The 24,071-nt window shown below is 66.0% G+C and carries 17 protein-coding genes and 1 pseudogene; 4 read left to right on the top strand and 14 right to left on the bottom strand.

Annotation, left to right across the window (positions count from 1 at the left end; all coding sequences use genetic code 11):
- Positions 1–172: 172 nt before the first annotated feature.
- From ACX80E_RS13100 to tdh, 3 genes are all read right to left on the bottom strand, one after another.
- Positions 173–952: a hypothetical protein gene (locus ACX80E_RS13100; protein ID WP_459302435.1), complete on the bottom strand. Its 780-nt coding sequence runs from the start codon at positions 950–952 to the stop codon at positions 173–175.
- Positions 953–1,084: 132 nt separating this feature from the next.
- Entirely contained in the window at positions 1,085–2,293 is a 1,209-nt protein-coding gene (locus ACX80E_RS13095) for a glycine C-acetyltransferase (RefSeq protein ID WP_459302434.1), read from the bottom strand.
- Between the two features lie 86 nt (positions 2,294–2,379).
- Positions 2,380–3,429, bottom strand: a complete 1,050-nt coding sequence (gene tdh / locus ACX80E_RS13090) for an L-threonine 3-dehydrogenase (RefSeq protein ID WP_459302433.1) — start codon at positions 3,427–3,429, stop codon at positions 2,380–2,382.
- A gap of 115 nt (positions 3,430–3,544) precedes the next feature.
- Here tdh and ACX80E_RS13085 point away from each other — a divergent pair, with 115 nt between their 5' ends.
- Complete coding sequence (locus tag ACX80E_RS13085) at positions 3,545–4,507, top strand: LysR family transcriptional regulator (protein WP_459302432.1); 963 nt, start codon at positions 3,545–3,547, stop codon at positions 4,505–4,507.
- Positions 4,508–4,623: 116 nt separating this feature from the next.
- Here ACX80E_RS13085 and gatB read toward each other — a convergent pair whose 3' ends face one another.
- The 7 genes from gatB to ACX80E_RS13050 all read right to left on the bottom strand — a co-directional run bounded on the left by gatB (position 4,624) and on the right by ACX80E_RS13050 (position 12,649).
- On the bottom strand, positions 4,624–6,132 hold the full coding sequence (gatB, locus tag ACX80E_RS13080) for an Asp-tRNA(Asn)/Glu-tRNA(Gln) amidotransferase subunit GatB (protein ID WP_459302431.1): 1,509 nt from the start codon (positions 6,130–6,132) through the stop codon (positions 4,624–4,626).
- Positions 6,129–7,670: an Asp-tRNA(Asn)/Glu-tRNA(Gln) amidotransferase subunit GatA gene (gatA, locus tag ACX80E_RS13075; RefSeq protein ID WP_459302430.1), complete on the bottom strand. Its 1,542-nt coding sequence runs from the start codon at positions 7,668–7,670 to the stop codon at positions 6,129–6,131. Before gatA ends, gatB begins: the two co-directional genes overlap by 4 nt.
- A gap of 3 nt (positions 7,671–7,673) precedes the next feature.
- Complete coding sequence (gene gatC, locus ACX80E_RS13070; RefSeq protein WP_459302429.1) at positions 7,674–7,970, bottom strand: Asp-tRNA(Asn)/Glu-tRNA(Gln) amidotransferase subunit GatC; 297 nt, start codon at positions 7,968–7,970, stop codon at positions 7,674–7,676.
- Positions 7,971–8,056: 86 nt separating this feature from the next.
- Positions 8,057–9,391 carry an LssY C-terminal domain-containing protein gene (locus ACX80E_RS13065; RefSeq protein WP_459302428.1) on the bottom strand — a complete coding sequence of 445 codons (1,335 nt, stop codon included), beginning with the start codon at positions 9,389–9,391 and terminating at the stop codon, positions 8,057–8,059.
- A gap of 86 nt (positions 9,392–9,477) precedes the next feature.
- Entirely contained in the window at positions 9,478–9,975 is a 498-nt protein-coding gene (locus ACX80E_RS13060; protein WP_459302427.1) for a GNAT family N-acetyltransferase, read from the bottom strand.
- Between the two features lie 91 nt (positions 9,976–10,066).
- The gene (locus ACX80E_RS13055) at positions 10,067–11,419 is read right to left on the bottom strand and encodes a CoA transferase (RefSeq protein ID WP_459302426.1); all 1,353 of its coding nucleotides are present in this window, start codon (positions 11,417–11,419) and stop codon (positions 10,067–10,069) included.
- A 42-nt stretch (positions 11,420–11,461) separates the two neighbouring features.
- Positions 11,462–12,649, bottom strand: a complete 1,188-nt coding sequence (locus ACX80E_RS13050) for an ROK family transcriptional regulator (RefSeq protein ID WP_459302425.1) — start codon at positions 12,647–12,649, stop codon at positions 11,462–11,464.
- A 273-nt stretch (positions 12,650–12,922) separates the two neighbouring features.
- Between ACX80E_RS13050 and ACX80E_RS13045 the strand changes: the two are divergent.
- From ACX80E_RS13045 to ppgK, 3 genes and pseudogenes are all read left to right on the top strand, one after another.
- Positions 12,923–13,027, top strand: a pseudogene (locus ACX80E_RS13045) (carbohydrate ABC transporter permease); the annotation flags it as partial.
- Between the two features lie 55 nt (positions 13,028–13,082).
- Positions 13,083–14,759 (top strand): glycoside hydrolase family 13 protein, encoded by a 1,677-nt coding sequence (locus ACX80E_RS13040; protein WP_459302424.1) that lies wholly within the window; start codon positions 13,083–13,085, stop codon positions 14,757–14,759.
- 39 nt (positions 14,760–14,798) lie between these two features.
- The gene (gene ppgK, locus ACX80E_RS13035) at positions 14,799–15,569 is read left to right on the top strand and encodes a polyphosphate--glucose phosphotransferase (protein WP_459302423.1); all 771 of its coding nucleotides are present in this window, start codon (positions 14,799–14,801) and stop codon (positions 15,567–15,569) included.
- Between the two features lie 12 nt (positions 15,570–15,581).
- Here ppgK and ACX80E_RS13030 read toward each other — a convergent pair whose 3' ends face one another.
- The 4 genes from ACX80E_RS13030 to ACX80E_RS13015 form a co-directional block, all read right to left on the bottom strand.
- Complete coding sequence (locus tag ACX80E_RS13030) at positions 15,582–16,418, bottom strand: inositol monophosphatase family protein (protein WP_459302422.1); 837 nt, start codon at positions 16,416–16,418, stop codon at positions 15,582–15,584.
- A gap of 2 nt (positions 16,419–16,420) precedes the next feature.
- Positions 16,421–18,736, bottom strand: a complete 2,316-nt coding sequence (gene ligA, locus ACX80E_RS13025) for an NAD-dependent DNA ligase LigA (RefSeq protein WP_459302421.1) — start codon at positions 18,734–18,736, stop codon at positions 16,421–16,423.
- A 182-nt stretch (positions 18,737–18,918) separates the two neighbouring features.
- Positions 18,919–23,355 carry an FtsK/SpoIIIE domain-containing protein gene (locus tag ACX80E_RS13020; RefSeq protein ID WP_459302420.1) on the bottom strand — a complete coding sequence of 1,479 codons (4,437 nt, stop codon included), beginning with the start codon at positions 23,353–23,355 and terminating at the stop codon, positions 18,919–18,921.
- Positions 23,352–24,056 (bottom strand): FHA domain-containing protein, encoded by a 705-nt coding sequence (locus ACX80E_RS13015; protein WP_459302419.1) that lies wholly within the window; start codon positions 24,054–24,056, stop codon positions 23,352–23,354. Before ACX80E_RS13015 ends, ACX80E_RS13020 begins: the two co-directional genes overlap by 4 nt.
- Positions 24,057–24,071 lie beyond the last annotated feature (15 nt).

Below are 24,071 nucleotides of genomic sequence, written 5' to 3'. Positions count from 1 at the left end.
CACTCCCGGTCTGGCCACTACTCAGACCGGAAGCGTCTACACAGGTATGAGACATCAATTGTCTACACAGGTATGAGACATGAACTGTCTACACAGGTATGAGACATGACATTCCCGGATTGATCCAACAACTGCCACATAGATTCGGAGGGGTGGGAGGAACGGGCGGGCGTCAGGACTGTCGCGGCGCCAGCGTCAGCACCGTGGCGTCGTCGGACACCTCGCCAATCGTGCCCTGATGAACGCGCAGCTCGTGCAGCAGCCCCAGCGCATCAACCGTGGTGCTGGTGCGGGCCAAGAATTCCGCCGGGCCGCTCACCAGGCCAAGGTCCACTGCACGCCAGGCCCCGTCGGTGGCCATCACCATGATCTCGGGCCGGCCCAGCTGCACCACGTCGGCGTGGTCGGCCGCCTCGGGTTCGCGCCGGGCCACCCACAGCCGGCCGGGGGTGTTGCGCAGCTCGCGGTCGAGCTGAAGTTGTGCCAGCCGTTCGGCCGGTTCGACGGCGTCGACCCGGGCGTCGGCGAGCTCGGCCCGCACCAGGTGGGTGGTGCCATCGACCGTGCGCACCACCACTGTGCAATCAGCCAGGCTGGCGACCTCCACACCTCCGGCGTTGAGTTGGGCCACTGAAAGGGCCGCGCTGGGGAAGCGCACTCGCTCCTCCCCCGCCAGGGCTGCGGCCGTGGCGTCGATGGACGCCAGTGCCCCGGCCAGAAGCGCCCGCACCCCCTGCCGGCTTGGGTCAAGAGGGGCCTGCGCCAACACGGCGCTCAACTCCGCAGCCAGCCACTGCGGGTTCGAGGCGGCCGGCAACTCCAGGGGCGCCAGCAAGGTGGTGGCACCGTCAATAATCCAGGCGTTGGGACCGTTGAAGCCACAGCTGTCCTCGTTGACGTGGGCGTCGCCCTCAAACTGCACGCGTGCACGGTTGTCCCAGGCAAAAGTCATGGCTTCATCATGCCACGAGCGCGCACTTTCCCTCTGCGCACGGTCCGCCCCGGATGGAGCGCAGCTCTCAAAGCTGCGCTAGATCCACGCCGGATGGAGCGCAGGCGCAAAGTGCGCTGCGTCCGGCAGCGCTTACTCGGTGCCGCGGGCGGCGACGAAGGCACGCACGCAGGCTTCGACGTCGTCGGCGCTGTGGGCTGCCGAGAGCTGCACGCGGATACGTGCGGCACCCCGCGGAACAACAGGGAAGCTGAACGCCGTAACGAAGACGCCATGATCCAGCATGGAATTGGCCACGCGGGCAGCCTCGACGGCGTCGCCAAACATGACAGGGACAATGGCGTGCTCGCCGGGCAGCAGCTCGAAGCCCTCTTCGGTCATGCGGCTGCGGAACAAGTTGGCGTTTTCAAACAGGCGCGTGCGCAGTTCCCCGGAGCCAGCCACCAGTTCCAGCGCCTTCAGGGTTGCCGCCACGATGGCAGGAGCGAGGGAGTTGGAGAACAGGTACGGGCGGGCCTTTTGGCGCAGCATGGCGACGATCTCGCCGCGGCCGGCCACGTAGCCGCCCGATGCGCCGCCGAGTGCCTTGCCGAAGGTGCCCGTGTAGATGTCCACGCGGTCAGAGACGCCTGCGTGCTCGGGTGTGCCGGCACCGGTGGCGCCCATGAAGCCCACCGCGTGGGAGTCGTCAACCATGACCAGTGCGTCGTACTTGTCGGCCAGATCGCAGATGGCTTCCAGCGGGGCCAGGAACCCGTCCATGGAGAACACACCGTCGGTGACGATGATGGTGCGGCGGGCACCGGCGCCGTCGTTCATGGCGGCCGCTGCCTGCAGCTGGGTTTCCAGATCCGCCATGTCCTGGTTGGCGTAGCGGAAGCGCGCGGCCTTGGACAGACGGATGCCGTCAATGATGGAGGCGTGGTTCAGGGAGTCGGAGATGATGGCGTCGGCCGGGCCGAACAGGGACTCGAACACACCGCCGTTCGCGTCAAAGCAGGACGAGAACAAGATGGTGTCCTCGGTGCCCAGGAATGCGGAGACGGCCGCTTCCAGCTGCAGGTGCAGATCCTGGGTGCCGCAGATGAAGCGGACGCTGGCCATGCCGAAGCCGCGCTCATCCATGGCGGTCTTGGCGGCGTCGATGATGGCCGGGTGGTCGGCCAGGCCAAGGTAGTTGTTGGCGCAGAAGTTCAGCACGGGGGCTGTGGCACCGTCCAGCGGGCCGGCTTGCACGTGGCTGGACTGGGCCGAGGTGATTTGGCGTTCGGTCTTGAACAGCCCGGCGGTGCGGATCTCGGACAGCTCGGCGGTGAGCGCATCTTTCATGGCGGTGTACATGGGACTCCTTGGGTGCGTGGGGGACGGTGCGGACGACGGCGGAAGGCTGGCTCCCGCCGTCGTGCTGGGGAACGTGCTGGGGAATGTTAGGAGAAGACTGACCAGTCGAGGACAACTTTGCCGCCACGGCCGGACTTGGCGATCTCGAAGGCCTGCTCCCATTCTGTGGCGGGCAGGACGTCGGTGACAACACTGGCCACGGCTTTGCGCAGCACGGGGTTGGAGGAGAGCATGGCGCTCATGGCGTACCAGGTCTCAAACATTTCGCGCCCGTAGATGCCCTTGAGGGTGAGCATGTGGGTGACAACCTTGCCCCAGTTGATGTCGATGGCTGAGCTCGGCAGCCCCAGCATGGCGATGCGCCCGCCGTGGTTCATGTTGTCGATCATCTCCGGCAGGGCCGTGGGGTGGCCGGACATTTCCAGGCCGATGTCGAAGCCTTCGCGCATGCCCAGCTGGCGCTGAGCGTCCGTCAGGCGTGTGGTGGCGACGTTGACGGCCAGGTCGGCGCCCATGGCGGCGGCCATGGCCAGGCGCGGTTCGGAGACGTCGGTGATGGCGATCTTGCGGGCCCCGGCGTGGCGGGCGACGGCGATGGCCATCAGGCCGATGGGGCCAGCTCCGGTGATGAGCACGTCTTCGCCGACCAGGCCGAAGCTGAGCGCTGTGTGGACGGCGTTGCCCAGCGGGTCGAAGATGGCGCCCAGTTCGGGGGTGATGGAGGGGTCGTGGTGGACCCAGACGTTGGATTCGGGGATGACCACGTATTCGGCAAACGCGCCGTCGCGCTGCACGCCCACGGAGATGGTGTTGATGCACATGTGGCGGCGGCCGGCCCGGCAGTTGCGGCACATGCCGCACACCACGTGGCCTTCGCCGGAGACCCTGTCGCCCACCGTGACGTCGCGGACGTCGGCGCCCACTTCGACCACTTCGCCGTAAAACTCGTGGCCGGCAATGAGCGGGGCGTTGATGGTGGCTGCGGCCCAGGCGTCCCAGGCCAGGATGTGCAGGTCGGTGCCGCACAGGCCGGTGGTGGCGACCTTGATTTTGACGTCCCGCAGGCCGGTTTCGGGTTCGGGGCGGTCAACGAGTTCGAACCCGGCATGTGCGCCGGACTTGTAAAGTGCTTTCATGGCTGACTGTCCTGTCCTGGTGGTGTGCATTCCATTACAGCCGCCAAGACTGTTTAGCACAATCGATAATTTCTCCACCGACGGTTTAGCTTGCGCTAAATGATAGTGTTGTGGTGTGGAACTCCATCAACTTGCCATGCTGCGTGAACTCGGCGAACTGGGCAGCGTCAAGGCCGTCGCCGAGACCTTGTCCGTCACCTCATCGGCCGTTTCCCAACAAATCTCGCTGCTGCAGCGCCAGGTGGACACCCCGCTCACGCGCAAGGACGGGCGCAACCTGGTTCTCACCGAGGCCGGGCAAGTCCTGGCCGATGCCGGGGCCGACGTCATCAACGCCATGGCCAAGGCGCGCGCGGCCATTGGCGCCTACCAGAGCGACCGCCACGGCTCCGTGTCCATCTCCGGCTTCCACTCCGCCGGGCAGGCCCTGTTCGCGCCGCTGGTCAGGCGACTGGCCGAGCTGCGCCAGCCTGATGCGCGGACGCTCGAGCGCGGCGGGCCAGCAGGCCTCTCAGGCGGCGCCCCCCGGGTCAGATTGAGCGACGAGGATGTGGCCCAGCACGACTTTCCGGCACTTTGCGCCAAGTACGACCTGGTGTTGGCCCACCGGATGGACCACAGCCCGGCCTGGCCCGAGCAACAGATTAAGGTCATTCCACTGGCCCACGAACCCCTCGATGTGGCCCTGGCCGTGGATCACCCCTTGGCGGACAAGGAAACCCTGTCGCCGGCCGATGTGGTCCACTACCCCTGGGTCACCAGCCGCAGCGGCTACTCCCCCGCGGATGTTTTAGTAGCCGTCGGCGCCATGGCCAGCATGCCCGTGAACGTGGTGCACAGGATCAACGACTACTCAACGGTGGCCGCGCTCGTGTCCACCGGCGATGTGATTGGCCTGCTGCCCAGGTACACCTCCAGCCCGGCCCTGAATTCCGGTGTTGCCCTGCGCCCGCTGGCCGGGATCAACACCAAACGGCGCATCGATTTGCTGGTGCGCCCGGAAAACTTGAAACGTGAATCCGTCATGATGGTGGCCGAGGCGCTGGCGGAAGTCATGGCCGAGCTGACAGGCGACTGAGTAGTCCCGTCAATGCGGATTTACCGCTGGCCGCGGACCGGCTGGCCCGCGTTGAAGTACTCCGTAAGTTCCGCGGGAAGTTCTGGAATTTCCAGGGCGCCGCCGTCTAGGGAGCGCTACCCTTCGACGCCGAGCGTCTTCAGGATCAGTTCGCGCACGCGGCCGGCGTCGGCCTGTCCGCGGGTCACCTTCATGACGCCGCCAACAATGGCGCCAACTGCCTGGACCTTGCCGCCGCGGATCTTCTCCGCAACCTCGGGCTGGGCTGCCAGGGCTTCATCGATGGCGCTCTGGAGGGCGCCATCGTCGGAGACAACGGCCAGGCCGCGCTTGGCGACAACCTCAGCGGGCGTGCCTTCACCCTCGAGGACGCCGTCGAGCACCTTGCGGGCCAGCTTGTCATTGATGGCACCGCTTGCAATGAGCTTCTCGATTTCAACCACCACTGCGGGGCTGACGCCCAGCGCTGCGGGGTCAACGTCTGCCAGCTTGGCGCGGCGGGCGATCTCGCCCATCCACCACTTGCGGGCGGCGGCGGCCGAGGCGCCGGCGGCAACCGTCTCCTCGATCTCGTCCATGAGCCCGGCGTTGACCACGTCGCGGAATTCCAGATCCGTGTAACCCCAGTCGGCCTGCAGGCGCTTGCGACGCTCCGCCGGCGGCTCGGGCAGGCGGGAGCGCAGCTCCTCAACCCACTCGGGCGTGGTCACAATGGGCACCAGGTCAGGTTCCGGGAAGTACCTGTAGTCGTCGGCGTCGGACTTGGGGCGCCCCGAAGTGGTGGACTTCGTGTCCTCGTGCCAGTGCCGGGTTTCCTGAGTGATCAACACGCCGGAATCCAAAACGGCCGCATGGCGCCGGATCTCAAACGTCACGGCGTTTTCAACAGCGCGCAGCGAGTTCACGTTCTTCGTCTCGGTGCGGGTGCCGAACTTTTCTTGGCCGTGCGGGCGCAGGGAGACGTTGGCGTCGCAACGGACGTTGCCGTGCTCCATCTTGGCCTCGGACACGCCAAGGTTCTTCACAATTTCCCGGATGGCCGCAACATAAGCCTTGGCCAGTTCGGGGGCACGGGCACCGGCACCCTCAATGGTTTTGGTGACAATTTCCACCAACGGAACACCCGAACGGTTGTAGTCCACTAGGGAGAAGTCGGCGCCCTGGATGCGGCCGGTGGAGCCGCCCATGTGGGTCAGCTTGCCGGCGTCCTCCTCCATGTGGGCGCGCTCAATCTCCACGTGGAACACTGTGCCGTCCTCGAGCTCAATGTCGATCCAGCCGTCGTAGCAGATCGGGTCATCGTACTGGGAGGTCTGGAAGTTCTTCGGGGTATCCGGGTAAAAGTACTGCTTGCGCGCAAACGTGCTGTGCGGGGCGATCTTGCAGTTCAGCGCCAGGCCGATCAGGATCGAGGATTCGACAGCCTTTTTGTTCACGACCGGCAGCACGCCGGGCAGGCCCAGGCACACCTCGTTGACGTTGGAGTTGGGCGCGTCGCCAAAGGCGTTCGGGGCGGAGGAGAACATCTTGGTCTTGGTGTTCAACTCAACGTGAACCTCAAAACCCAGGACGGGGTCGTACTTTTCCATGGCTTCGTCGAAGCTCAAAATGGTGTCAACGCTCATGAGTTAGCCTCCTCGGCTGCTGTGCTGGCAAGTGCTGGTGCCTGGTCAAGGATGGGGCCACCCCACTGGGCTTCCAGCAGGGACTCCAGGACAGCACCCACACGGTACAGGCGGGCGTCTTCGCGGGCAGGTGCCAGCAGCTGGATGCCCACGGGCAGGCCGTCCTCATCGGCCAGGCCGCCGGGCAGGGTCAGCCCGGGCACCCCGGCCATGTTCGCCGGGATGGTGGCGACGTCGTTGAGGTACATGGCCAGTGGATCGTTGAGTTTCTCGCCCAGTTTGAACGCCGTGACGGGCGACGTCGGGGAGATCAGCACGTCAACCTGCTCGAACGCGGCGGCAAAGTCGCGCTGGATCAAGGTGCGCACCTTCTGGGCCGAACCGTAGTAGGCGTCGTAGTAGCCGGCGGACAGGGCGTAGGTGCCCAGGATGATGCGGCGCTTGACCTCGTTACCGAAACCGGCCGCGCGGGTTGCCCCCATGACACGCTCAATGGTGAGCGGGCCCTCGGTGGGCAGGGTGCGCGCACCGAAGCGGACGCCGTCGAACTTGGCCAGGTTGGAGGAGGCCTCGCTGGGCATGATCAGGTAGTAGGCGCCCAGCGCGTAGCCGAAGTTGGGGCAGGAGACCTCAACAATTTCGGCCCCGGCTCCGCGTAGCAGCTCCAGGGATTCGTTGAAGCGGTTTTCGACGCCTGCCTGGTAGCCCTCGCCGTGCAGCTCCTTGATGATGCCGATCTTCATGCCCGCAACGTTGCCCAGGCGGGCGGCGGCGACAAGGCCCGTGGAGGCGTCGGTCAGGGAGGTGGAGTCCTGCGGGTCGTGCCCGCCAATGACTTCCTGCAACAAGGCGGAGTCAAGGACTGTGCGGCTTACCGGGCCAATCTGGTCCAGCGAGGAGGCCATGGCGATGGCGCCGTAGCGGGACACTGCCCCATAGGTGGGCTTCACCCCGACGGTGCCTGTGACGGCGCCGGGCTGGCGGATGGAGCCGCCGGTGTCGGTGCCCAGGGCCAGCGGAGCCTCAAAGGCTGCGACGGCCGCAGCGGAGCCGCCACCGGAGCCGCCCGGGATCCTGTCCAGGTCCCAGGGGTTGCGGGTGGGGCCGTAGGCGGAGTGCTCCGTGGAGGAACCCATCGCGAATTCATCCAGGTTGGTCTTGCCCAGCATCGGCATGCGGGCGGCACGGATCTTCTTGATGACGGTGGCGTCATAGGGGCTCATCCAGCCCTCAAGGATCTTCGAGCCGGCCGTGGTGGGCTGGCCCTTGGTGACGATCAAGTCCTTGATGGCGATCGGCACACCGGCCAGTTCATGCAGTTCCTCACCGGCGGCGCGGCGGGCATCGACGTCGGCGGCGACGGCGAGCGCCTCCTCGGCGTTCACGTACAAGAAGGCGTTGACGCCACGCTCGCCATGGTCGACGGCGGCAATCCGGTCAAGGTGCGCCTGGACCAGTTCCACGGAGGTAATTTCCTTGGCGGCCAGTTTGGCGGCCATGGCGGACGCGCTGGAACGAATGAGTTCGTTGGCAGTCATGGTTTAGCTTTCCTCCAAAATTGCGGGCACCTTGAAACGGTTGTCGGCGGAGTCCGGGGCACCGGACAGGGCCTCCTGAACACTCAGCACGTGACCCACCACGTCTTCACGCATGACGTTGGTCAGCGGAATCGGGTGTGAGGTGGCGGGCACGTCATCCCCGGCAGCCTCACTGACGCTCTTGACCGAATCCACAATCACTGCCAGCTCAGTGGCCATGCGGTCCAGTTCGTCGTCACTCATCTCGATGTGAGCCAGTTGCGCCAAATGCGCCACGTCGTCACGGTTGATCGCAGCCATGGATCTCCCCTGCACAAAAGAATAAAAGTTGTCCCTCCTAGCTTATCCGTCGTGACAGCGGATAAATCCCGCCGCAGATGAGATGCCTATCTCCGCGCCCACAGCCTTGAATTGCGTGCTGATAAGGCCAGCAGCACCAAAATGTCCAGTGGCAGCCCAAAGATGTTCGTGCCCAAGCTGACGGACTCCCCCTCGGTGAAGGCTATGGCAGTGAGCACAATGAGTAGCCCGCTGTACGCCATGGCAGCAATCCTTGCCCAGTTGCTCCCCTTGAAGACCAGGTAGGCCAGGAGCAGGTAACCGGCGACGCCCAGGGCAGCCAGCGACGTGAGCACAATCAGGAAAAGATTCAGGGCCGCCGTCTCCTCGGCACTGACACTGGCGGCTGAAGCGGCCAGGATTTCCTGGCGGTCACCGAGCAGTGTGGCCACGGTGACGGCGCCCACCACCACGCGAATGACCATCAGCAGCGCGCCCAGGGCCGTGGAGACGGGGCGTCGCTTCGCCCTGGCGGCCCGGCGCGCTAGAAGGTCCGGGCCCAGTGCGTTCCCGTTGGCCGGAACAACCACCTGCTGAACATCCACCACGGGCAGGTCCCCGTCCGTCTCAATGGTGTCTCCGCCCCCGTTGCGGGAGTGGTATCCGGTGGCGAAGTCCGCCAGCACCCGCACGTAAACGTCGTCGCCGGAATCGACAAGCGTCGTGACAATGTGATCGCGCTCGGTGTCGGTGTTGGCGTCGATCTTGTGGGTGATCTGCAGTGTGAACAGGGAAAAGCCCACGGCCCTGTCAAAGGTGCCGGCCGCCAGCCAGTCGGCCTGGTGCCCACCCGGCAGCAGCCAACCCTCGGGGCAGCGCCAAATCCGTACATGGTGGCGCTTGGCAGGATTGCCGGCGACTTCTTGTTGGTACGCCAGGTCTTGCTGCCTGCCAAACAGCAGCAGGGGGCTCACGGGCGCCTCATCGTAGCTGCGCTTGAACACGGTGGAGGTGATGATGCGGCGGCTGGAGGCCAGGGTGACCTCATCGGCCCGGATCCAGCCGGCCCGTGTCATGGCCTGGTGCAGTTGGGCTTCGGCTCCCATGACGGCAAGGTTGATGGGGTCCCCCAACAGCCCGTCACTGGTTCGGGCCCGGCCAATGAAATAGTCCGGGACGTAGACGGAGGTCAGGATCCTGTGCAGCCGTGGCAACACCAGGTAGGCCAGGACAGCCCAGAAAATGACGAAGAACAGCACCAAGTACCATCCCCAGGAGAATCCCTCCTGAAGGACCAGCCACGCCAGCCACAGCGCGGCAACACCGCTGAACACAAAAACAAGGTTGTCCACCACGGCGTTGACGGAGCTGCACCGCGCACGCCAGCTGGTGCGCCGTGAGAGTTTCTGCGGGCGGGTTACCGCTGACGGGCTGGGCCTCATGAGGTCATCCTAGTGCTGTGCCCGGCCGGGCGGGAGGGCACGCCGTGCCCGAGTTTATCGCCGCCCGTCCCGCCACCGGCTGGGCGTTACAGCACCATCGTGTACACGCGCAACATTTTGCCGTTTTCCGGGATGGGCCAATCGCGTTCGGGGGCGCGGGAGAATCCGAGTTTTTGGTACAGCGCATGGGCGCTGTGCCAGTCATCGCCTGTCGTGAGGCTGACGGCCAGGATGCCGTCGGTGGCGCGCGCCCGGGCCAGGATGTAGTTGACCATGGCCCGTCCAGCGCCGCTGCGTTGTGCCGCCGGATCCACCACCAACAGGCGGAACTCGAGCTCGTCGGGGAGGGCAATATCGGCCCATTCGTCACCATAGACGGCCAGGGTGGCCGATCCGATGACGTCTCCGTCACGCTCGGCAACAATCATGGGCGCCGCGGCCGCCCGCTGCGCCACGCGCAGGATCTTTTGCATATACGGGTAATCGGCGCTGTCGAAATACCCTGCCCCGAGGTAGGCGTCGGCAGTGACACGGGCGACGGCGTCGTAGTCGGCTTCGGTGATGGGACGGACTAACACATTCATGCTGGGCGTACTTCCTCGCTTGCGGGTGGGGCAGGCGGACCCTGCCTGCCCAGTCTGGCGCACCCGGGTGCCGCCACGGAAATTCCGCCGGTCAGCTGCTGCGAGGAGGCCACCGTGCCGGTGCCCAGCCGAAGCCGCGAGCCTGCACCTGCGTGGCAGGGAGAAGTCCCGGCATGGCGATGGCTGAGGGCAGCCGCAGACCCGGCCCCCAGCGGGTTTCCTCGGGCTCCAGCACAACTGACCCGGCCAGGGGTGGCGGGGCACCCGCTGGCGAGGGCCCCGTGCGCATCAGTTCCGCTGCCGTCCTGGCCAGGGACAACCGCGCGGTACGCACAGTGCCGCCGAGCCGGTCCCGCCAGGCGTTGATGGCGGCCGCGGCACACAAGTACCCCGTGGCATGATCGAGTGCCTGCACGGGCAGCGGGACTGGTTTGTCCGCACCACCGTGGGCCATGCCGGCCTGGGCGATGCCGCAACTCATCTGCACCAGGGAGTCAAAGCCCCGGCGGTGGGCCCATGGACCGCTCCACCCGTAAGCGTCCAGGGCCACGTTGACCAGGGCCGGATAGGTGTGGGCCAGCGCAGCCTCGGACAGCCCCAAGTGTTCCAGCGCGCCGGGGCGGTAACCGTGGATGAGGATGTCAGCCCCTGCCAGCAGCTCATGCAGCCGGGCCAGTCCGGCAGCGGTTTTCGCATCGAGCCGGGCACAGTACTTGCCCACTGTCATCTCCGCCTCCAGCGCCGGTTCCGCCCAGTCGGGCGGGTCGATGCGCACCACGTGCGCCCCGTACATGGCCAGAAAGCGTGTCGCCACGGGGCCGGCGATGACCCGCGTCAAATCCAGCACCCGCACCCCTGCCAACGGCCGTCCCGCGGTGGCACGGCGTGCGGGGGTTCCGGCGTCGTACAGGCGCGTTGCACCCCACTGAATCAAGGACTCGCCCGCCACGGCGCTCCCCTGCCGGTGTTCGCGCCACTGCTGCGGCGAGCGCATCACAGCGGCGCAGCCGTGGGCCGCCACCACTGCCTTCTCCAGCTCCTCCCCCGGCCAGTGTGCGACGGCGGACCCCACAGTGGCGCGGTTGGCGGCGGCGCCCAGCCCCAGGACTTTCAAGGCGGCGGCGCGGTGGTGCACGGCGTTGGTGTGCAAGCGGATCCAGCCATCGGCGCAGATGTAGTCGCCGGCGATGGCATCCCACACCGGTGGCAGCTCCCAGCCGACGGGGGTGAAGGAGAACCCAAACCACAGGGCGGCAAGGTCCCTGTCGATGGAAATTTCCGGGACCGCAGCACCATGATGGTGGGCCAGTTGGGCTACTGCCGTGGCCGCCTGCGCCATGGCGGCCACGGCAAGTCCCGAGACATCAAAGGCTGCCGGTAGTGTCCCGGTCCCCGTGACGGTGATGCCCTGGGGCGGGCGAAAGTTCCCGTGCCTGACGTCCATGGCACTACAGTACGCCCGCCGCCGGTGGGCGGGACAGGGCTGTTAGGCGCCCGGGGCCAGATCCAGGGCGTGCCGGGCCACATAGTCCAGCGCCAGGCGGACGGCACCGAGCGTGACAATGGCATCGCCGAGCGTGGAGACTTCCACCCTGGGCGGGTTGGGCATGATCGTGACCAGCTCGGCCCGGAGTGGTTCGAGCAACACGGCCGAGGACGCCGCCACCGCTCCGCCAATGACGACCAGTGCCGGGTCCGTGAGCGTGGCGATCAAGGCGATGACACGGGCCATGCGCCTGGCAATGTCATCGAGGATTCGCCGCGCCACGGCGTCGCCCCGGGCTGCTGCGGCAAAGACCGCCTCGGCCGTCATCTCACCGGCCAGCGTGCTCAAAAGTGTTGGCGGCGTGCCCACCGTGACGGCGGCCGCCGCCATGTCCCGGGCCAGCATGGCAATTCCCTCAGGTGTTCCCACCCCGTCCACCAGTTGCAGGAGCCCCACCTCACCGCTGCGCCCGGAGGCACCGTGCAGCAGCCGGCCCGACTCCATCAAGCCAAAGCCGATGCGCTCACCGGCCAGCATGACGGCCAGGTCCTCGGTGCCTGCCCCCACACCCATCCAGCGTTCGGCCATGGCCGCCAGGTTGGCGTCGTTGGCGAGAAGCACTGGCCAGCCGTACCTGTCCCGCAGATTCTCCTGAATACCAATGTCAAAGTTTTCCCAAAAGGGCTGGCTGTGGGAAATTTTGCCGGCCCGGTCAACGGGAGCGGCGATGCCCACCCCGGCCACCAGCACCGCCTGATGCGTCACCTGGGCACTGGCCAGCGCCGTCTGGATGGCCTTGTCAATGCTGGCCAGCCGTTCGGCATCCGGTGCCGTGAACTCACTCAGACTTTCGGTGGCTTTGGCCAGAATGGTGCCGCGAAGATCCGCCACCACGGCAGTGGTCTTGGCAACGCCAACGTCCAGCCCCACCACAACACCTGCCGCGGCATTAAATTCAAACACCCGCGCCGGGCGGCCCTTTTGCAGCGCCGACCGTTGGGTCGGGAGTTCGCGGACCCAGCCGGCCTGGATCAGGTCATCGCACACGGCTATCACCGTGGCCCGGGCCAGCCCCGTGGCCTCGATGAGGTCGGTGCCGGTGACGGGTCCGGAGCGGCGCATGACACCGAGCACGGCACTCATATTTGTCTGGCGCAGTTGCTGAGGGGTGTTAGCTGTCAGTTCCAAAAAGGTGCCCCTTGACGTCCGGCCGTGTGATGTACATAATACTAACAGCGCATAAATTTAGACTCTAAATATAGAGCGCAAATCATTGTGTTCGGTCGCCCACACCCCGATGCAGCAGTTCGTGCTCAGCCCAAAAGAACCGCTCAGTCCAAAAGAACAAGGGAGTTTTTTGATGAAGGCCGTTTCACCCCACGCTGCGGGATCTACCCTGTGAGCCCCTCCGCCATGACCCGGCGCAAGCTGCTGGCGGTGGCAGGCGTTGCTGCTGCGGCCCTGGCGTTCGCCTCCTACCTGATGGCCCTGGCACCGACCCTGCTGGTCTACGTGTTCGCCCAGCGCTGGATCATGTCTGGCGTGATGCGCGGCGCCGTGAAATAGCACCCCCCTTTTTCCAAGGCTTGCCACAACCGCACCTGACACGAAGGAATACACCATGACCGTTTCCCCGCTTTCGGCCCTGAACCCGGATTCCCGCACCGCCGATCCCCACTGGTGGCGCCAGGCCGCCGTGTACCAGATCTACCCGCGCAGCTTCTACGACGCCAACGCCGACGGCCTCGGGGACATTGCAGGAGTCACCGCCAAGGTGCCGTACCTGGTGGAGTTGGGCGTGGACGCCGTCTGGCTGAGCCCGTTCTACCCCTCCGAACTAGCCGACGGCGGCTACGACGTTGCCGACTACCGCAACGTTGACCCGCGCCTGGGCACCCTGGCCGACTTTGACGAGATGGCTGCCGCCCTTCACGACGCCGGCCTGAAGATCATCGTGGACATTGTCCCGAACCACTCCTCCGACCAGCACCCCTGGTTCCAGGAAGCACTGGCCGCCGAGAAGGGTTCACCCGCCCGGGCCCGCTACATCTTCCGCGACGGCCAGGGCGCCCACGGCGAGCTGCCGCCGTCGGACTGGGCTTCCATCTTTGGCGGCCCGGCCTGGACCCGGGTACCCGACGGCCAGTGGTACCTGCACTTGTTCGCCTCCGAGCAGCCCGATTTCAACTGGGACAACCGTGAAATCCGTGATGATTTCCTCACGACCCTGCGCTTCTGGTCGGACAGGGGCGTTGACGGTTTCCGCATCGATGTGGCCCATGCGCTCTCCAAGGACCTGTCCGAGCCGTTGCCGTCCGCGGCGGAATTGCGCCGGCTGGAGAAGCTGCACAATGGCTCCAACCCGTTGTGGGACCGCGACGCCGTCCACGAGATTTACGCCGAATGGCGAGCCTTGTTCAACGAGTACAACCCGCCGCGCACGGCCGTGGCCGAGGCCTGGGTGGACCAGTCCCGCCGCGCCCGGTACGCGTCCCCGACCAGCCTGGGCCAGGCTTTCAACTTTGACTTGCTCATGGCCGACTTTGAGGCCGCATCGTTCGCCTCGATCGTGACGAAGAACCTTGCCGAGTCAGCCGCCACGGGGGCCTCCTCCACCTGGGTGTTCTCCAACCACGACGTGGTCCGCCACGCCACCCGCTACGGCCTGCCCGCGCTGGCCGATGCGGAGAAGACCCAGGACGGCAAGGTTTGGGTCCTCAACGGTGGTCAGGAGGCGGAGCTGAACCGTGAACTTGGCCTGCGTCGGGCCCGCGCCGCAACCTTGTTCATGCTGGCACTGCCCGGTTCCGCCTACCTGTACCAGGGCGAGGAATTGGGTCTGCACGAGGTGGCCGACATTGCCGACGCCGACCGCCAGGACCCGGCCTTCTTCCGCAACACCGGCATCGAGAAGGGCCGCGACGGCTGCCGCGTGCCCCTGCCCTGGACGGCTGCCGGCACCTCCTACGGTTTTGGTGACGTTCAGGCGCACCTGCCCCAGCCAGCCTGGTTTGCCGAGCACGCCGTGTCCGCCCAGGACCTCGTGGCAGCGTCCACCCTGAACCTCTACCGCGACGCCCTGGCCCTGCGCCGCCAGTTGCAGGGCGCCGAGGAACTTCACTGGATCGCCAACGCCAACCCGGACGTTTTGCACTTTGCCCGCCCCAACGGCTGGCAGGTGGTGACCAACTTTGGCGCGACAGCCGTCGCCCTCCCCGCCGGAACGGTTGCCGTGAGCAGTGTTCCGCTGGAAGACGGCACGTTGGCCGCCAACGCCACGGCCTGGCTGCTTTCCTAACACCCCGTTGCAGTCCATCTCGCACAGCAAGGAAACCCCATGGAATCAACAAGCCGCGAAGCCCTCCGGATCGGCATCGACATTGGCGGCACAGCCATCAAGTACGGTGTGGTGAACACCGTCACCGGGCAGCCGGTCAGCCCCATCGCCCATCTGCCCACACCGCAGCCGGCCACCCCCGCAGCCATTGCACGGGCCCTGCAGGCCGTGCTGGCGGACGTCCAGACCCGGGCGGCGACCCCGCCGTCCCACACGGCCGTGGGTGTCGCCTTCCCGGCCATCATCCGCCGGGGCACCGCCTGTTCGGCAGCCAACATCAGCGCTGAATGGATTGGCCAGAACGTCAACGAGTTCCTCGGGGCGGCACTGGGCCGCCCGGTCGTTGTCATCAATGACGCCGATGCCGCCGGTTTAGCAGAAGCGGCCCGGGGCGCCGGACAAGGGCACGGCGGCGTTGTCCTGGTCCTGACACTGGGCACCGGGATTGGTTCGGCACTGGTGGTGGATGGCACTCTCGTACCCAACTTTGAGCTGGGCCATCTTCACCTGGGCGGGGAAAAGGCCGAAGCCAGGGCCTCGGCCGTGGCTCGTGAACGGGACGGGCTGAGCTGGGCGGCGTACTCGCTGCGGCTGCAGGAATACCTCTCCCACGTGGAGTTCCTATTCTCCCCCGAGCTGATCATCCTGGGCGGCGGCATCTCGGTGCGGCACGAGGAATTCATCCCTCAGCTGCGGTTGGCTGCGCCCGTGCGCCCGGCACAATTGCACAACACCGCAGGGGTGGTGGGCGCGGCCCTGACGGTGGGATAGCCCGCACCCGGATTACCGGCCCGGGGCGAAGCCGCCTTCCAGGCCGGGCACACAGGCTGCAGTCCAAACCCCGAGCACTTCGGCGCGGGTGGGCAGGCCGTTCACCGCCGGGCTCAACGCGGGCCTGTGCACCCATGCACCGGCCTCCTGCGCAATCAGCCCGCCCGCGGCAAAGTCGTGCTCAAAAAGCCCGTACTCCAGGTAGGCGTCCACCCCGCCCTCGGCGACCGCGCACAGTTCCAAGGAGGCAGCGCCGAGGCGGCGCAGGTCCCCGAAGTGGTCCATCCGGCCATCGAGTTCGGCAACCAGACGACGCCGGACCGCTGGATCATACGTCAACGCCGTGGACAGCAACGTGCCACCACGGTCATCGGTGGGGCCGGTGAGGCGCCGGAGCGCCGAAGCGCCGTCGGCCCGGACTTCATCGAGCCAGGCGCCGCCGCCGCGGGAGGCAAAGTACACCCTGCGCAGCGCAGGGGCGTGGACAACCCCGGCCAACCATTCGCCGTCGGGCCCGACGACAGCGACCGAGGTGCCATAGTAGGCAATGTTGCGGATGAAATTCATGGTGCCGTCGAGCGGGTCAATGCTCCACCGGTAGCCCGACGGCTCGGCCGGCAGGGCCGGGGCCAATTCCTCCCCGGTGATGACGTCATGCGGGCGGGCGTCGGTGATCACGGCCCGGACAGCCTCCTCGGCGGCCACGTCAAAGGCTGTCACCCAGTCGGCGTCGGAGGACTTCTCGGTGGCGCCGAACCCTGCCGGGTCGCGGGCGGCTAGCACGGCAGCCCCGGCCGCCGCTGCGCGCAACGCCACTTCCAAAAGTTCATCGATGCTGATGTGGCGCATGGCTACTCCCCTAGTGCTTCTGTTGGCGGACGTGGTGCGCTGGAACCCTCGACCGGTGGGCCCTGCGCGAGCAGCCGCACAAAACCATCCTCGTCCAGCACCGTCAGCCCCAACGATTCGGCCTTGTCCAGTTTCGTGCCGGCGTTTTCACCGGCCACCACGTACGAGGTATTTTTTGACACGGATCCGGAGGCCTTGCCGCCGCGGGTGATGATGGCCTCCTTGGCCTCATCCCGGCTGAAATTGGGCAGCGTGCCCGTCACCACAATGGTGAGGCCAGCCAAGGTGCGCGGCATTGATTCATCGGCCTCATCGGCCATGAGCACACCGGCGGCCCGCCACTTCTCGATGATGTTCAGGTGCCAGTCCACGGCGAACCATTCGATCAGTGCCTCGGCAATGATGGCCCCCACCCCGTCGACGTCGGCCAGCTGTTCGTGGGCGTCGGCGGCCTTGAGTTGCTCCATGATGGCCGCCATGGTGCCGTAGCGGGTGGCCAGGGCGCGGGACGCCGTGGGGCCAACATGCCGGATGCTCAGGGCAACCAGCACACGCCACAGCGGCTGCGCTTTGGCCTTGTCCAGCTCGTCGTACAGTTTCTCGGTGGTCTTGGTGGGCACCGAGGGTTTCGTCGCTGTTGCCTTGGTGTAGAAGTAAGGAACCAGCTGGAAACGGCCGGTACCGGCGCCCTTGGCACGAATCTCACGCCACACCACCACCTCGGACAGGTCGATGTTGCGCAGCTCAAACACGTCCGCCTCGCTGCGCAACGGGCCGGGGCCGCTGGGGGCAATGACACCGTCGTTTTCGGCCGGGTCGGCTCCTGCCCCGTTGGTCAATGCGGCCGCCGCCTCATAGCCGAGCGCCTCAATGTCGAAGCCGCCGCGGCCAGCCAAATGTGCCAGCCGCTCCGTCAGCTGCACCGGGCAGGACGCGGCGTTGGGGCAGCGAATGTCTACGTCCCCGTCCTTGGCCGGGGCCAGTTCGGTGCCGCAGGACGGGCAGTGCGTGGGCATGACAAACTCGTGCAGCTCACCGGCACGGCCTTCCCGCAACGCCATGACGGGACCCACAATCTCCGGGATCACATCGCCGGCCTTGCGCAGCACCACCACATCGCCGATGAGCACGCCCTTGGCCTTGACCACGTCCTGGTTGTGCAGCGTGGCACGTTCCACAGTGGACCCGGCCACCTTGACGGGCTCCATGATGCCAAAGGGTGTCACCCGGCCCGTGCGCCCCACCTGGACCCGGATGTCCAGCAACCTGGTGTGAACTTCCTCCGGCGGGTACTTGTACGCGACAGCCCAGCGCGGCACCCGGGACGTGTTGCCCAGTGCTCGCTGCGTGGCGAAGTCATCAACCTTGATCACGATGCCGTCAATCTCGTGAATCAGATCGTGCCTGCGCGCGCCATAGTGGGCGATGAATTCCAGCACCTCCGCCAGGGTGTCCAGCACCGTGAAGTAGGGGCTGGTGGGCATACCCCATTCCTTGAGCTGGATGTACGTCTCGGACTGACTGGTGGTGTCTAGGCCTTCACGAGCCCCGATGCCGTGCACGTACATGCTCAGCGGCCGTTTGGCTGTCTCGGCGGGATCTTTTTGGCGCAGCGAACCGGCTGCCGAGTTCCGCGGGTTGGCGAACGGCGCCTTGCCGGCGGCCACCATGGTCTCGTTCAGTTCGAGGAAGTCCTTGGAGGCAATGAACACCTCGCCACGAATCTCCACCTCTGCCGGGAAGCCTGTGCCGTGCAGCCGCTGCGGGATGTCCTTGATGGTGGCCACATTGTGGGTGATGTCCTCACCTGTCGTGCCGTCCCCGCGGGTGGCGGCCCGCACCAGCACGCCGTCACGGTAGAGCAGGTTCACCGCCAGACCGTCAATCTTGAGCTCCGTCAGCCACTTCGGCGCCAGCCCGTGCTGTTTTTCCACCGACGCCTGGGCCTTGCCCACCCAGGCTTGCAGTTCCTCCAGCGAGAACACGTCCTCCAGCGAGTACATGCGGGCCAGGTGGTTCACGGCGGCAAACGCCTCGGACACTTCCCCGCCCACTGTCTGGGTGGGGGAATCGTTGGCGATCAGTTCCGGGTGCAGGGCCTCGAGGGTCTCCAACTCGCTGTAGAGCACGTCAAAGTCGGCGTCGGAGACCAGCGGGGCGTCGTCGTTGTAATAGGCCGCCCGGTATTTTTGGATCAGATCCACCAGGACGCCGTAACGCTCCCGGGCAACGTCCGGGGGAACAACCTCTTCCGGGACGCCCGCCCCGGAGGTGGTATCGGCGGGATTTGGCTGGGGTGCTACTGGCTCGCTGCTCACGGTACTATCTTGCCCCAAGAACCCCCGGCTGTGCACCAACCGCGCGCCATGATGCCGAGCACAAGCACCCCCACCATGATCTGACCCGCAGAAAACGCCGAAAATTCGCGGATTTCCGCGAATTTTCGGCGTTTTCTGCGGGTCAGATGGGAGGGTGCGCCGTGACGAACCCAGCCCGCAAGCTACCGCTCGTGGTCCATGGTGCTGGCCACCTGCAGTTTGTAAGCCTTGCCGCGGCCCACAACATAGCCGCGCCCCGGGACGAACTTGTTGTTGTACAACCGTCCCAGCGGGGTGCTCATCAAGGTGTCGCCCTCCACATCGCCGGGGTTCATCAGCAGCCCGCGCCGGCCGGCCTTGAACAGCCCCGCCAAACTCCAGGCACCGGACCAGGTGGACGTTTCGGCCTCACCCACCACAAAACAGTTGGCCTTGACGGCGGCCTTGATCAAGGTGACAAGGTCCATTTCGGCCTCCGAATCACCAAACTCGGTGACACCCTCAATGAAGAACGCGACCGGCACGCTTTCGCTGTCCACCAGGTCGATGAAGCGTCGCAGCTCGGGCTCCAACGCCGCGGCGGTGACAATGGATTCGTCCCAGACCGGCAGGTTGGCGATGGCTGAGCGGCGCGAGCCAAAGTACACGCGCCGGGTGCCAGGCGTCGACCGTTTCAAGGCCTCCGCCAGGGTGACCAATGCGGTGGTGCGCCCGGACGACGGCGGACCTGTCAGCATGAGCGCACCACTGGCCTCCAGCCCGGCCGCGTCAAGGTTAAAGTCGTCCACACCAACTATCACGTGGCCCGGCGCCGCGGCCGGCAGCACGTTCAGATCCAGCATTTCCGGCAGTGACTCCACCCGGGGCGCCTGCGCAACGCCCTGGCGGCGCATGGTCTCGGCCAGGCTGGACACCTGCCGGGCCTGCAAGGCCAGGTTGGGGGTGCCACCAAAGATGGCCAATTGGATTTCGCCGCCGTCGATCATGCCACGGCCGGGGGGCGAGGCGGCGTTGAGCACATCGCGGGGCAGGCCAAGGTTGGAGTAGTCATCGGAGGTGGCCAGCCGGAGCACCAGCAGGCGTTGCACCGATGACGCCAACGACGCCGGCAGTGACTTGGGACTGTCCCCGGCGATGACAAGGTGCACACCCATGGGACGGCCGTCGGTGGCGATCTGTTGCAGGGTCTCGAACTGGTTCATGCCCGTCCGGAACTCGTACAGTTCACGGAACGCGGCCAGGCCATCCACCATGACGATGATGCGCGGCTCGTTGGGCTTGTTGGCTAGGCGGCGGTACTCGGCAATGCTGCCGGCCTTGATCTGGGCGAAACTCTCGGCCCGTTCCTCGATCACGGAGCGGACGTACCGCAACAGGCGCCCCACCCGTTCGTTGTCCTCGGCGTTGATGATGCCGCCCACGTGCGGGAGCACCTCCAACATTTGCAGACCGTTGGAGGCGGCGTCTATGCCGTACACCTGCACGGGGCCACCGCGCGGGGTGATGGCCGCGGCCACAGCAATGGTGCGCAGGGCTGCCGACTTGCCCGAACCGCTGGCACCCAGGATGGCCATGTTGCCGTCCTTGTCGGGTTCAAAGAACACCGTCGGTTGGGCCTGGTGTTCGGGGTCATCCATAACACCCAACAGCAACTGCTCATCGGTGCGCGGTGTGGGCAGTTTGGAGAAGTCATAAATTTCCGACAGTTCGCTCAACCAGGGTTTGCGCGGCGGCTTCACGCCCAGTTCCACGGCGGCCAGCGAAATATTGGCCACGACCCGCGAAATGTCGTTGGGACCTGCCGACTCTTCCACAGGGGCCGCTGCGAGCTCCTGCTCCCACGGGTTTCCGGCCCCAAAATCCATTTCCACAATGTCAATGCGGGGGCGTTGCGGGGTGCGTGTCGTCCAGCCGCCGGCGTACCCGGTCTGGAAGCCCTGAATCCGCCCCGGACCGGTCTTGGCCGCGCCGCGGCCGGGAATCGACGGGCTGAAGTACGCGGCCGTGGGCTCCCCCAAAATGTCCTGCGAGTCGTCAACATCTGCCATGCGCAGGGCTATGCGCATGTTGGTGTTGGCGCGCAGGCTGTCCTTGATGACGCCCGAGGGCCGCTGCGTGGCCAGGATCAGGTGCAGCCCCAGCGAACGGCCACGGGCCGCCACATCCACCACGCCGTCAACAAACTCCGGCACCTCCTTGGCTAGGGCGGCAAACTCGTCCACCACAATAATGAGCGACGGCGGCGTCTCGGGATCTGCTTCCCGCTCCATGGCGAGCAGGTCCTTGGCTTTCTTGCGGTTGAGCAGGTGCTCGCGGTGGTGCAGTTCAGCACGCAGGGACGTCAGGGCCCGGCGCACCAGGTGCGGGGACAGGTCTGTCACCAGGCCCACAGTGTGCGGTAGCTGCACGCAGTCGGCGAAGGCGGCGCCACCCTTGTAGTCAACAAACAAGAAGGAGAGCCTGTCGGGGCTGTAGGCCGCCGCCATGCCCAACACCCAGGATTGGAGGAACTCGGACTTTCCGGCACCCGTTGTGCCGCCCACCAGGGCGTGCGGTCCCTCGGTTTTGAGGTCCAGATACATCGGTTCCACACCCTTGGACCCCACCAGGGCGCGCAGGGAGCCCTGGTGTTTGCGGTTCTTCACCGCACGGGAGGCCACCGAGTTGTTCTCCAACCACCTATCGGCAATGCCCGTGGTGCTCTCCACCAGGTCGTGCCCGGCAAGAGCCACGTAGGAGACGCTGCGGGGAAGGTCGGAGTCGTCATCGACCGGTTTGCCGGCATCCACCACAGGCGCCAGCATGCGGGCCAGCTGACCGGCCAACTCGGCGCTGACACTCTCACAGCTGACCGGGTAGGTCAGCCGGCCCAGTCGGACCTGGCCGGTGGTGGCCGTCTCGGCAACGTGGACAAAGTCACGGCAGGAGGCGGGGAGCGCCTCAATGGTGCCGGCCACCCACAGGATGTGCACGCCCACGTCGGCGCCGTATTCGGTGAGTCGGGTCAACCGGGCACGGTCCACCCGTACGTCGTCTTCAATGATGACCAACAGGGCAGGCACCACCGGTGCCGGCAGGTCCCCCGTGAGCGGGTCAAGGGCGCCACGGTGTGCGGCACCGTTGGCGGCCATGTTGACGCCGCGGTTCACCAGCAAGTCTTCCAGGGCGGCCAGCAGCACACTGCCGGCGCCGGTGCCCGAGGCCAAATGTTCCCCGGCCAGGGGCGAATACACCGAGCCAACATGCGGGAGCCACTGCAACCATTCCCACCGCTCCTTGGATTCGGTGGATGTCATGGCCGCCACGGCAAGTTCCGCCGGTGAATGCAGGCCCACGGCCTGGAGCACCAGGGCCCGGGCCACGTCGTCAACCACCCCGCGCGGTCCGGCAACACCCAACGCCCCGCTGCTGCGGAACGCGGCAACCACCGGGACGGCATCGATGTCGGAGAACTCGGCCCTGACGTCCTCGATTTCTGCCATGTATTCGGGCAGCGTGTTGCTCTCGGCCGGCGCTTTGACGGGTGTGCGCGAGGGTTGGCGGCCCACTCCCAGGCGCAGCGACAGGAACGCCGCGTGTTCGGGGCGGTGAGTCCACATCAGCGGACCCAACTTGTAAATGGCGTCAACGGTTTCGCTCGTTGAGGGGCTTTCGGCCAGGCGCACAGCCCGCTCCACCTGCTGGCGGGCTGTCATTTGGCGGCGGAACTCGGCCATGGCGCCACGGAAGTGCGTTATTGAGTCCTTGAGTTCACGTTTGGCATTGGCTTTTTGGTCAAGGTAGCTGCCAATCATCATCAAGGGCATCATGGCCATGAAGATGAGACTGAAGGGGCTACGGGTCACGCCAAACATGACACCGCCCATCAGGACGGGGGCCAAGAGCATGACCAGCGGGAAGCGTTCGCGGCGCGGCCGTTGCGGGCCGGAGGGAAGTGCCTGATCCTCCACAGTGAAGTGCGGCACCACCCGCGGTGACCTGTTGAATTCCACCAGGGGGCCCGTGGGCCCGGATTGGGCGTTGCGGCCAAGACTCACCACCGAAATGGTGGTTTCGCCCAGTGTCACCTCATCCGAGGAGCCCAGCACGGCCCGCGATATTTGGGTGCCCTCCATCATGAGACCGTTGGCGGAGCCGGTGTCGGCAATCTCCACTGTTTCGCCAATGGTGATGCGGGCGTGCCGTTTTGAGGTCATGGGGTCGCTGAGCCGCACATCAACGTCAAAGTCGCGGCCAACATAGCTGGTGCCCAGGGGCAGGGCGAATTCCTTGCCCAGGTCGGGGCCGGCCATGACGCGCAAGGTGGCAGCCGCCGGCCCGCGGTCTTGATTGGGCAGGGCAAAAGTGTCGCTGACCTGGGTCAGGGACACGGTGGCACCGGGGCGCAGCCCGGATTCAAGCAGGTTGCTCTCCGGCGGCAGGGTGCGCCCGCGAACCCCGCCCACCACGGACTCCTCCACCAGCAGCGAAAGCTTGGCTGGGGCTTGTGCCCCCTTCCGGGCCGGGTCGGCCAGGTACAGTTCGGTGGCGATGTCACCGACCGAGGCCAGCCCGTCAACGGTGACGGCCAGATTCTTCGCCTCTTGTGGTTCGCGTCGAAGCGTCAGCCGGATCCTCATTCGGCCACGACTCCGCGTTGGGCGTCCAGCAGGGGCAGGTCATCGGGGGTCACCAGATGGGAGGTGACGGCATGTTCGACGAGCCTGGTCCGGCGGTTGGTGGCCAGTTTTCCGCCGCCACCGCGCAGGCCAACAACACCCACGCGGTCCAGCTTGTCGCACACGTTATCGAGTTTGCGGTTGAAACGGGTGAGCGCCCAACCCAGCCGTTGGGCCGCCTGCGCGGAGGAGGGGATGGCGCTGAATCCTGTGCCGCCGCGGCGCAGCATGGGCTCGGCCAGGGCCACAATCAGCGCCTTTTGGGACTCGGTGAAGACCACCGGGCCGATGGTGGTTGACCCGGCCGAGTCATCCTCACGGCTTGGCGAAATGAACGACGGCGACGCCACGTGCACGGAGAATTCGTACGTGGTGGGGCCGGCGGTAAAGATCACGTTCGTCTGGCTAAAGACCAAGGGAATGCGGGCACCCGGGGCCATCCACGCCTGCATACCACCTGCTGCGTCGGCGATCGTGGCCGAGAGCATGGTGCCGGCGTTGGTCAGCCACCAAATACCGTCGTACTTGCTCACCTCAAGAAATTTCCTGTGCAAATAAGGGTTGTCATCAACTTCAATGTCACCCTCACGGCCAATGCTAAAAACGCCCTCCGGCGCAGGCTCGTACCATTCGCCACAAAAATCAATGGTTAGTTCAGCCATGACGGCAGCCCCCTA

The organism is Arthrobacter sp. TMN-49 (genome assembly GCF_054511095.1).
Note: the sequence above shows the minus strand (reverse complement) of the source record. Positions and strands in the feature narration are given on the sequence as shown.

Bases quoted from the DNA above. Each gene is read 5' to 3' on its own strand.
- ACX80E_RS13055 (WP_459302426.1), bottom strand. From the start codon at position 11,419: ATGGACGTCAGGCACGGGAACTTTCGCCCGCCCCAGGGCATCACCGTC.
- ppgK (WP_459302423.1), top strand. From the start codon at position 14,799: ATGGAATCAACAAGCCGCGAAGCCCTCCGGATCGGCATCGACATTGGC.
- gatC (WP_459302429.1), bottom strand. From the start codon at position 7,970: ATGGCTGCGATCAACCGTGACGACGTGGCGCATTTGGCGCAACTGGCT.
- ACX80E_RS13065 (WP_459302428.1), bottom strand. From the start codon at position 9,391: ATGAGGCCCAGCCCGTCAGCGGTAACCCGCCCGCAGAAACTCTCACGG.
- ACX80E_RS13060 (WP_459302427.1), bottom strand. From the start codon at position 9,975: ATGAATGTGTTAGTCCGTCCCATCACCGAAGCCGACTACGACGCCGTC.
- ACX80E_RS13020 (WP_459302420.1), bottom strand. From the start codon at position 23,355: ATGAGGATCCGGCTGACGCTTCGACGCGAACCACAAGAGGCGAAGAAT.
- gatB (WP_459302431.1), bottom strand. From the start codon at position 6,132: ATGAGCGTTGACACCATTTTGAGCTTCGACGAAGCCATGGAAAAGTAC.
- tdh (WP_459302433.1), bottom strand. From the start codon at position 3,429: ATGAAAGCACTTTACAAGTCCGGCGCACATGCCGGGTTCGAACTCGTT.
- ACX80E_RS13095 (WP_459302434.1), bottom strand. From the start codon at position 2,293: ATGTACACCGCCATGAAAGATGCGCTCACCGCCGAGCTGTCCGAGATC.
- ACX80E_RS13015 (WP_459302419.1), bottom strand. From the start codon at position 24,056: ATGGCTGAACTAACCATTGATTTTTGTGGCGAATGGTACGAGCCTGCG.
- ACX80E_RS13040 (WP_459302424.1), top strand. From the start codon at position 13,083: ATGACCGTTTCCCCGCTTTCGGCCCTGAACCCGGATTCCCGCACCGCC.
- ACX80E_RS13100 (WP_459302435.1), bottom strand. From the start codon at position 952: ATGACTTTTGCCTGGGACAACCGTGCACGCGTGCAGTTTGAGGGCGAC.
- gatA (WP_459302430.1), bottom strand. From the start codon at position 7,670: ATGACTGCCAACGAACTCATTCGTTCCAGCGCGTCCGCCATGGCCGCC.
- ACX80E_RS13030 (WP_459302422.1), bottom strand. From the start codon at position 16,418: ATGCGCCACATCAGCATCGATGAACTTTTGGAAGTGGCGTTGCGCGCA.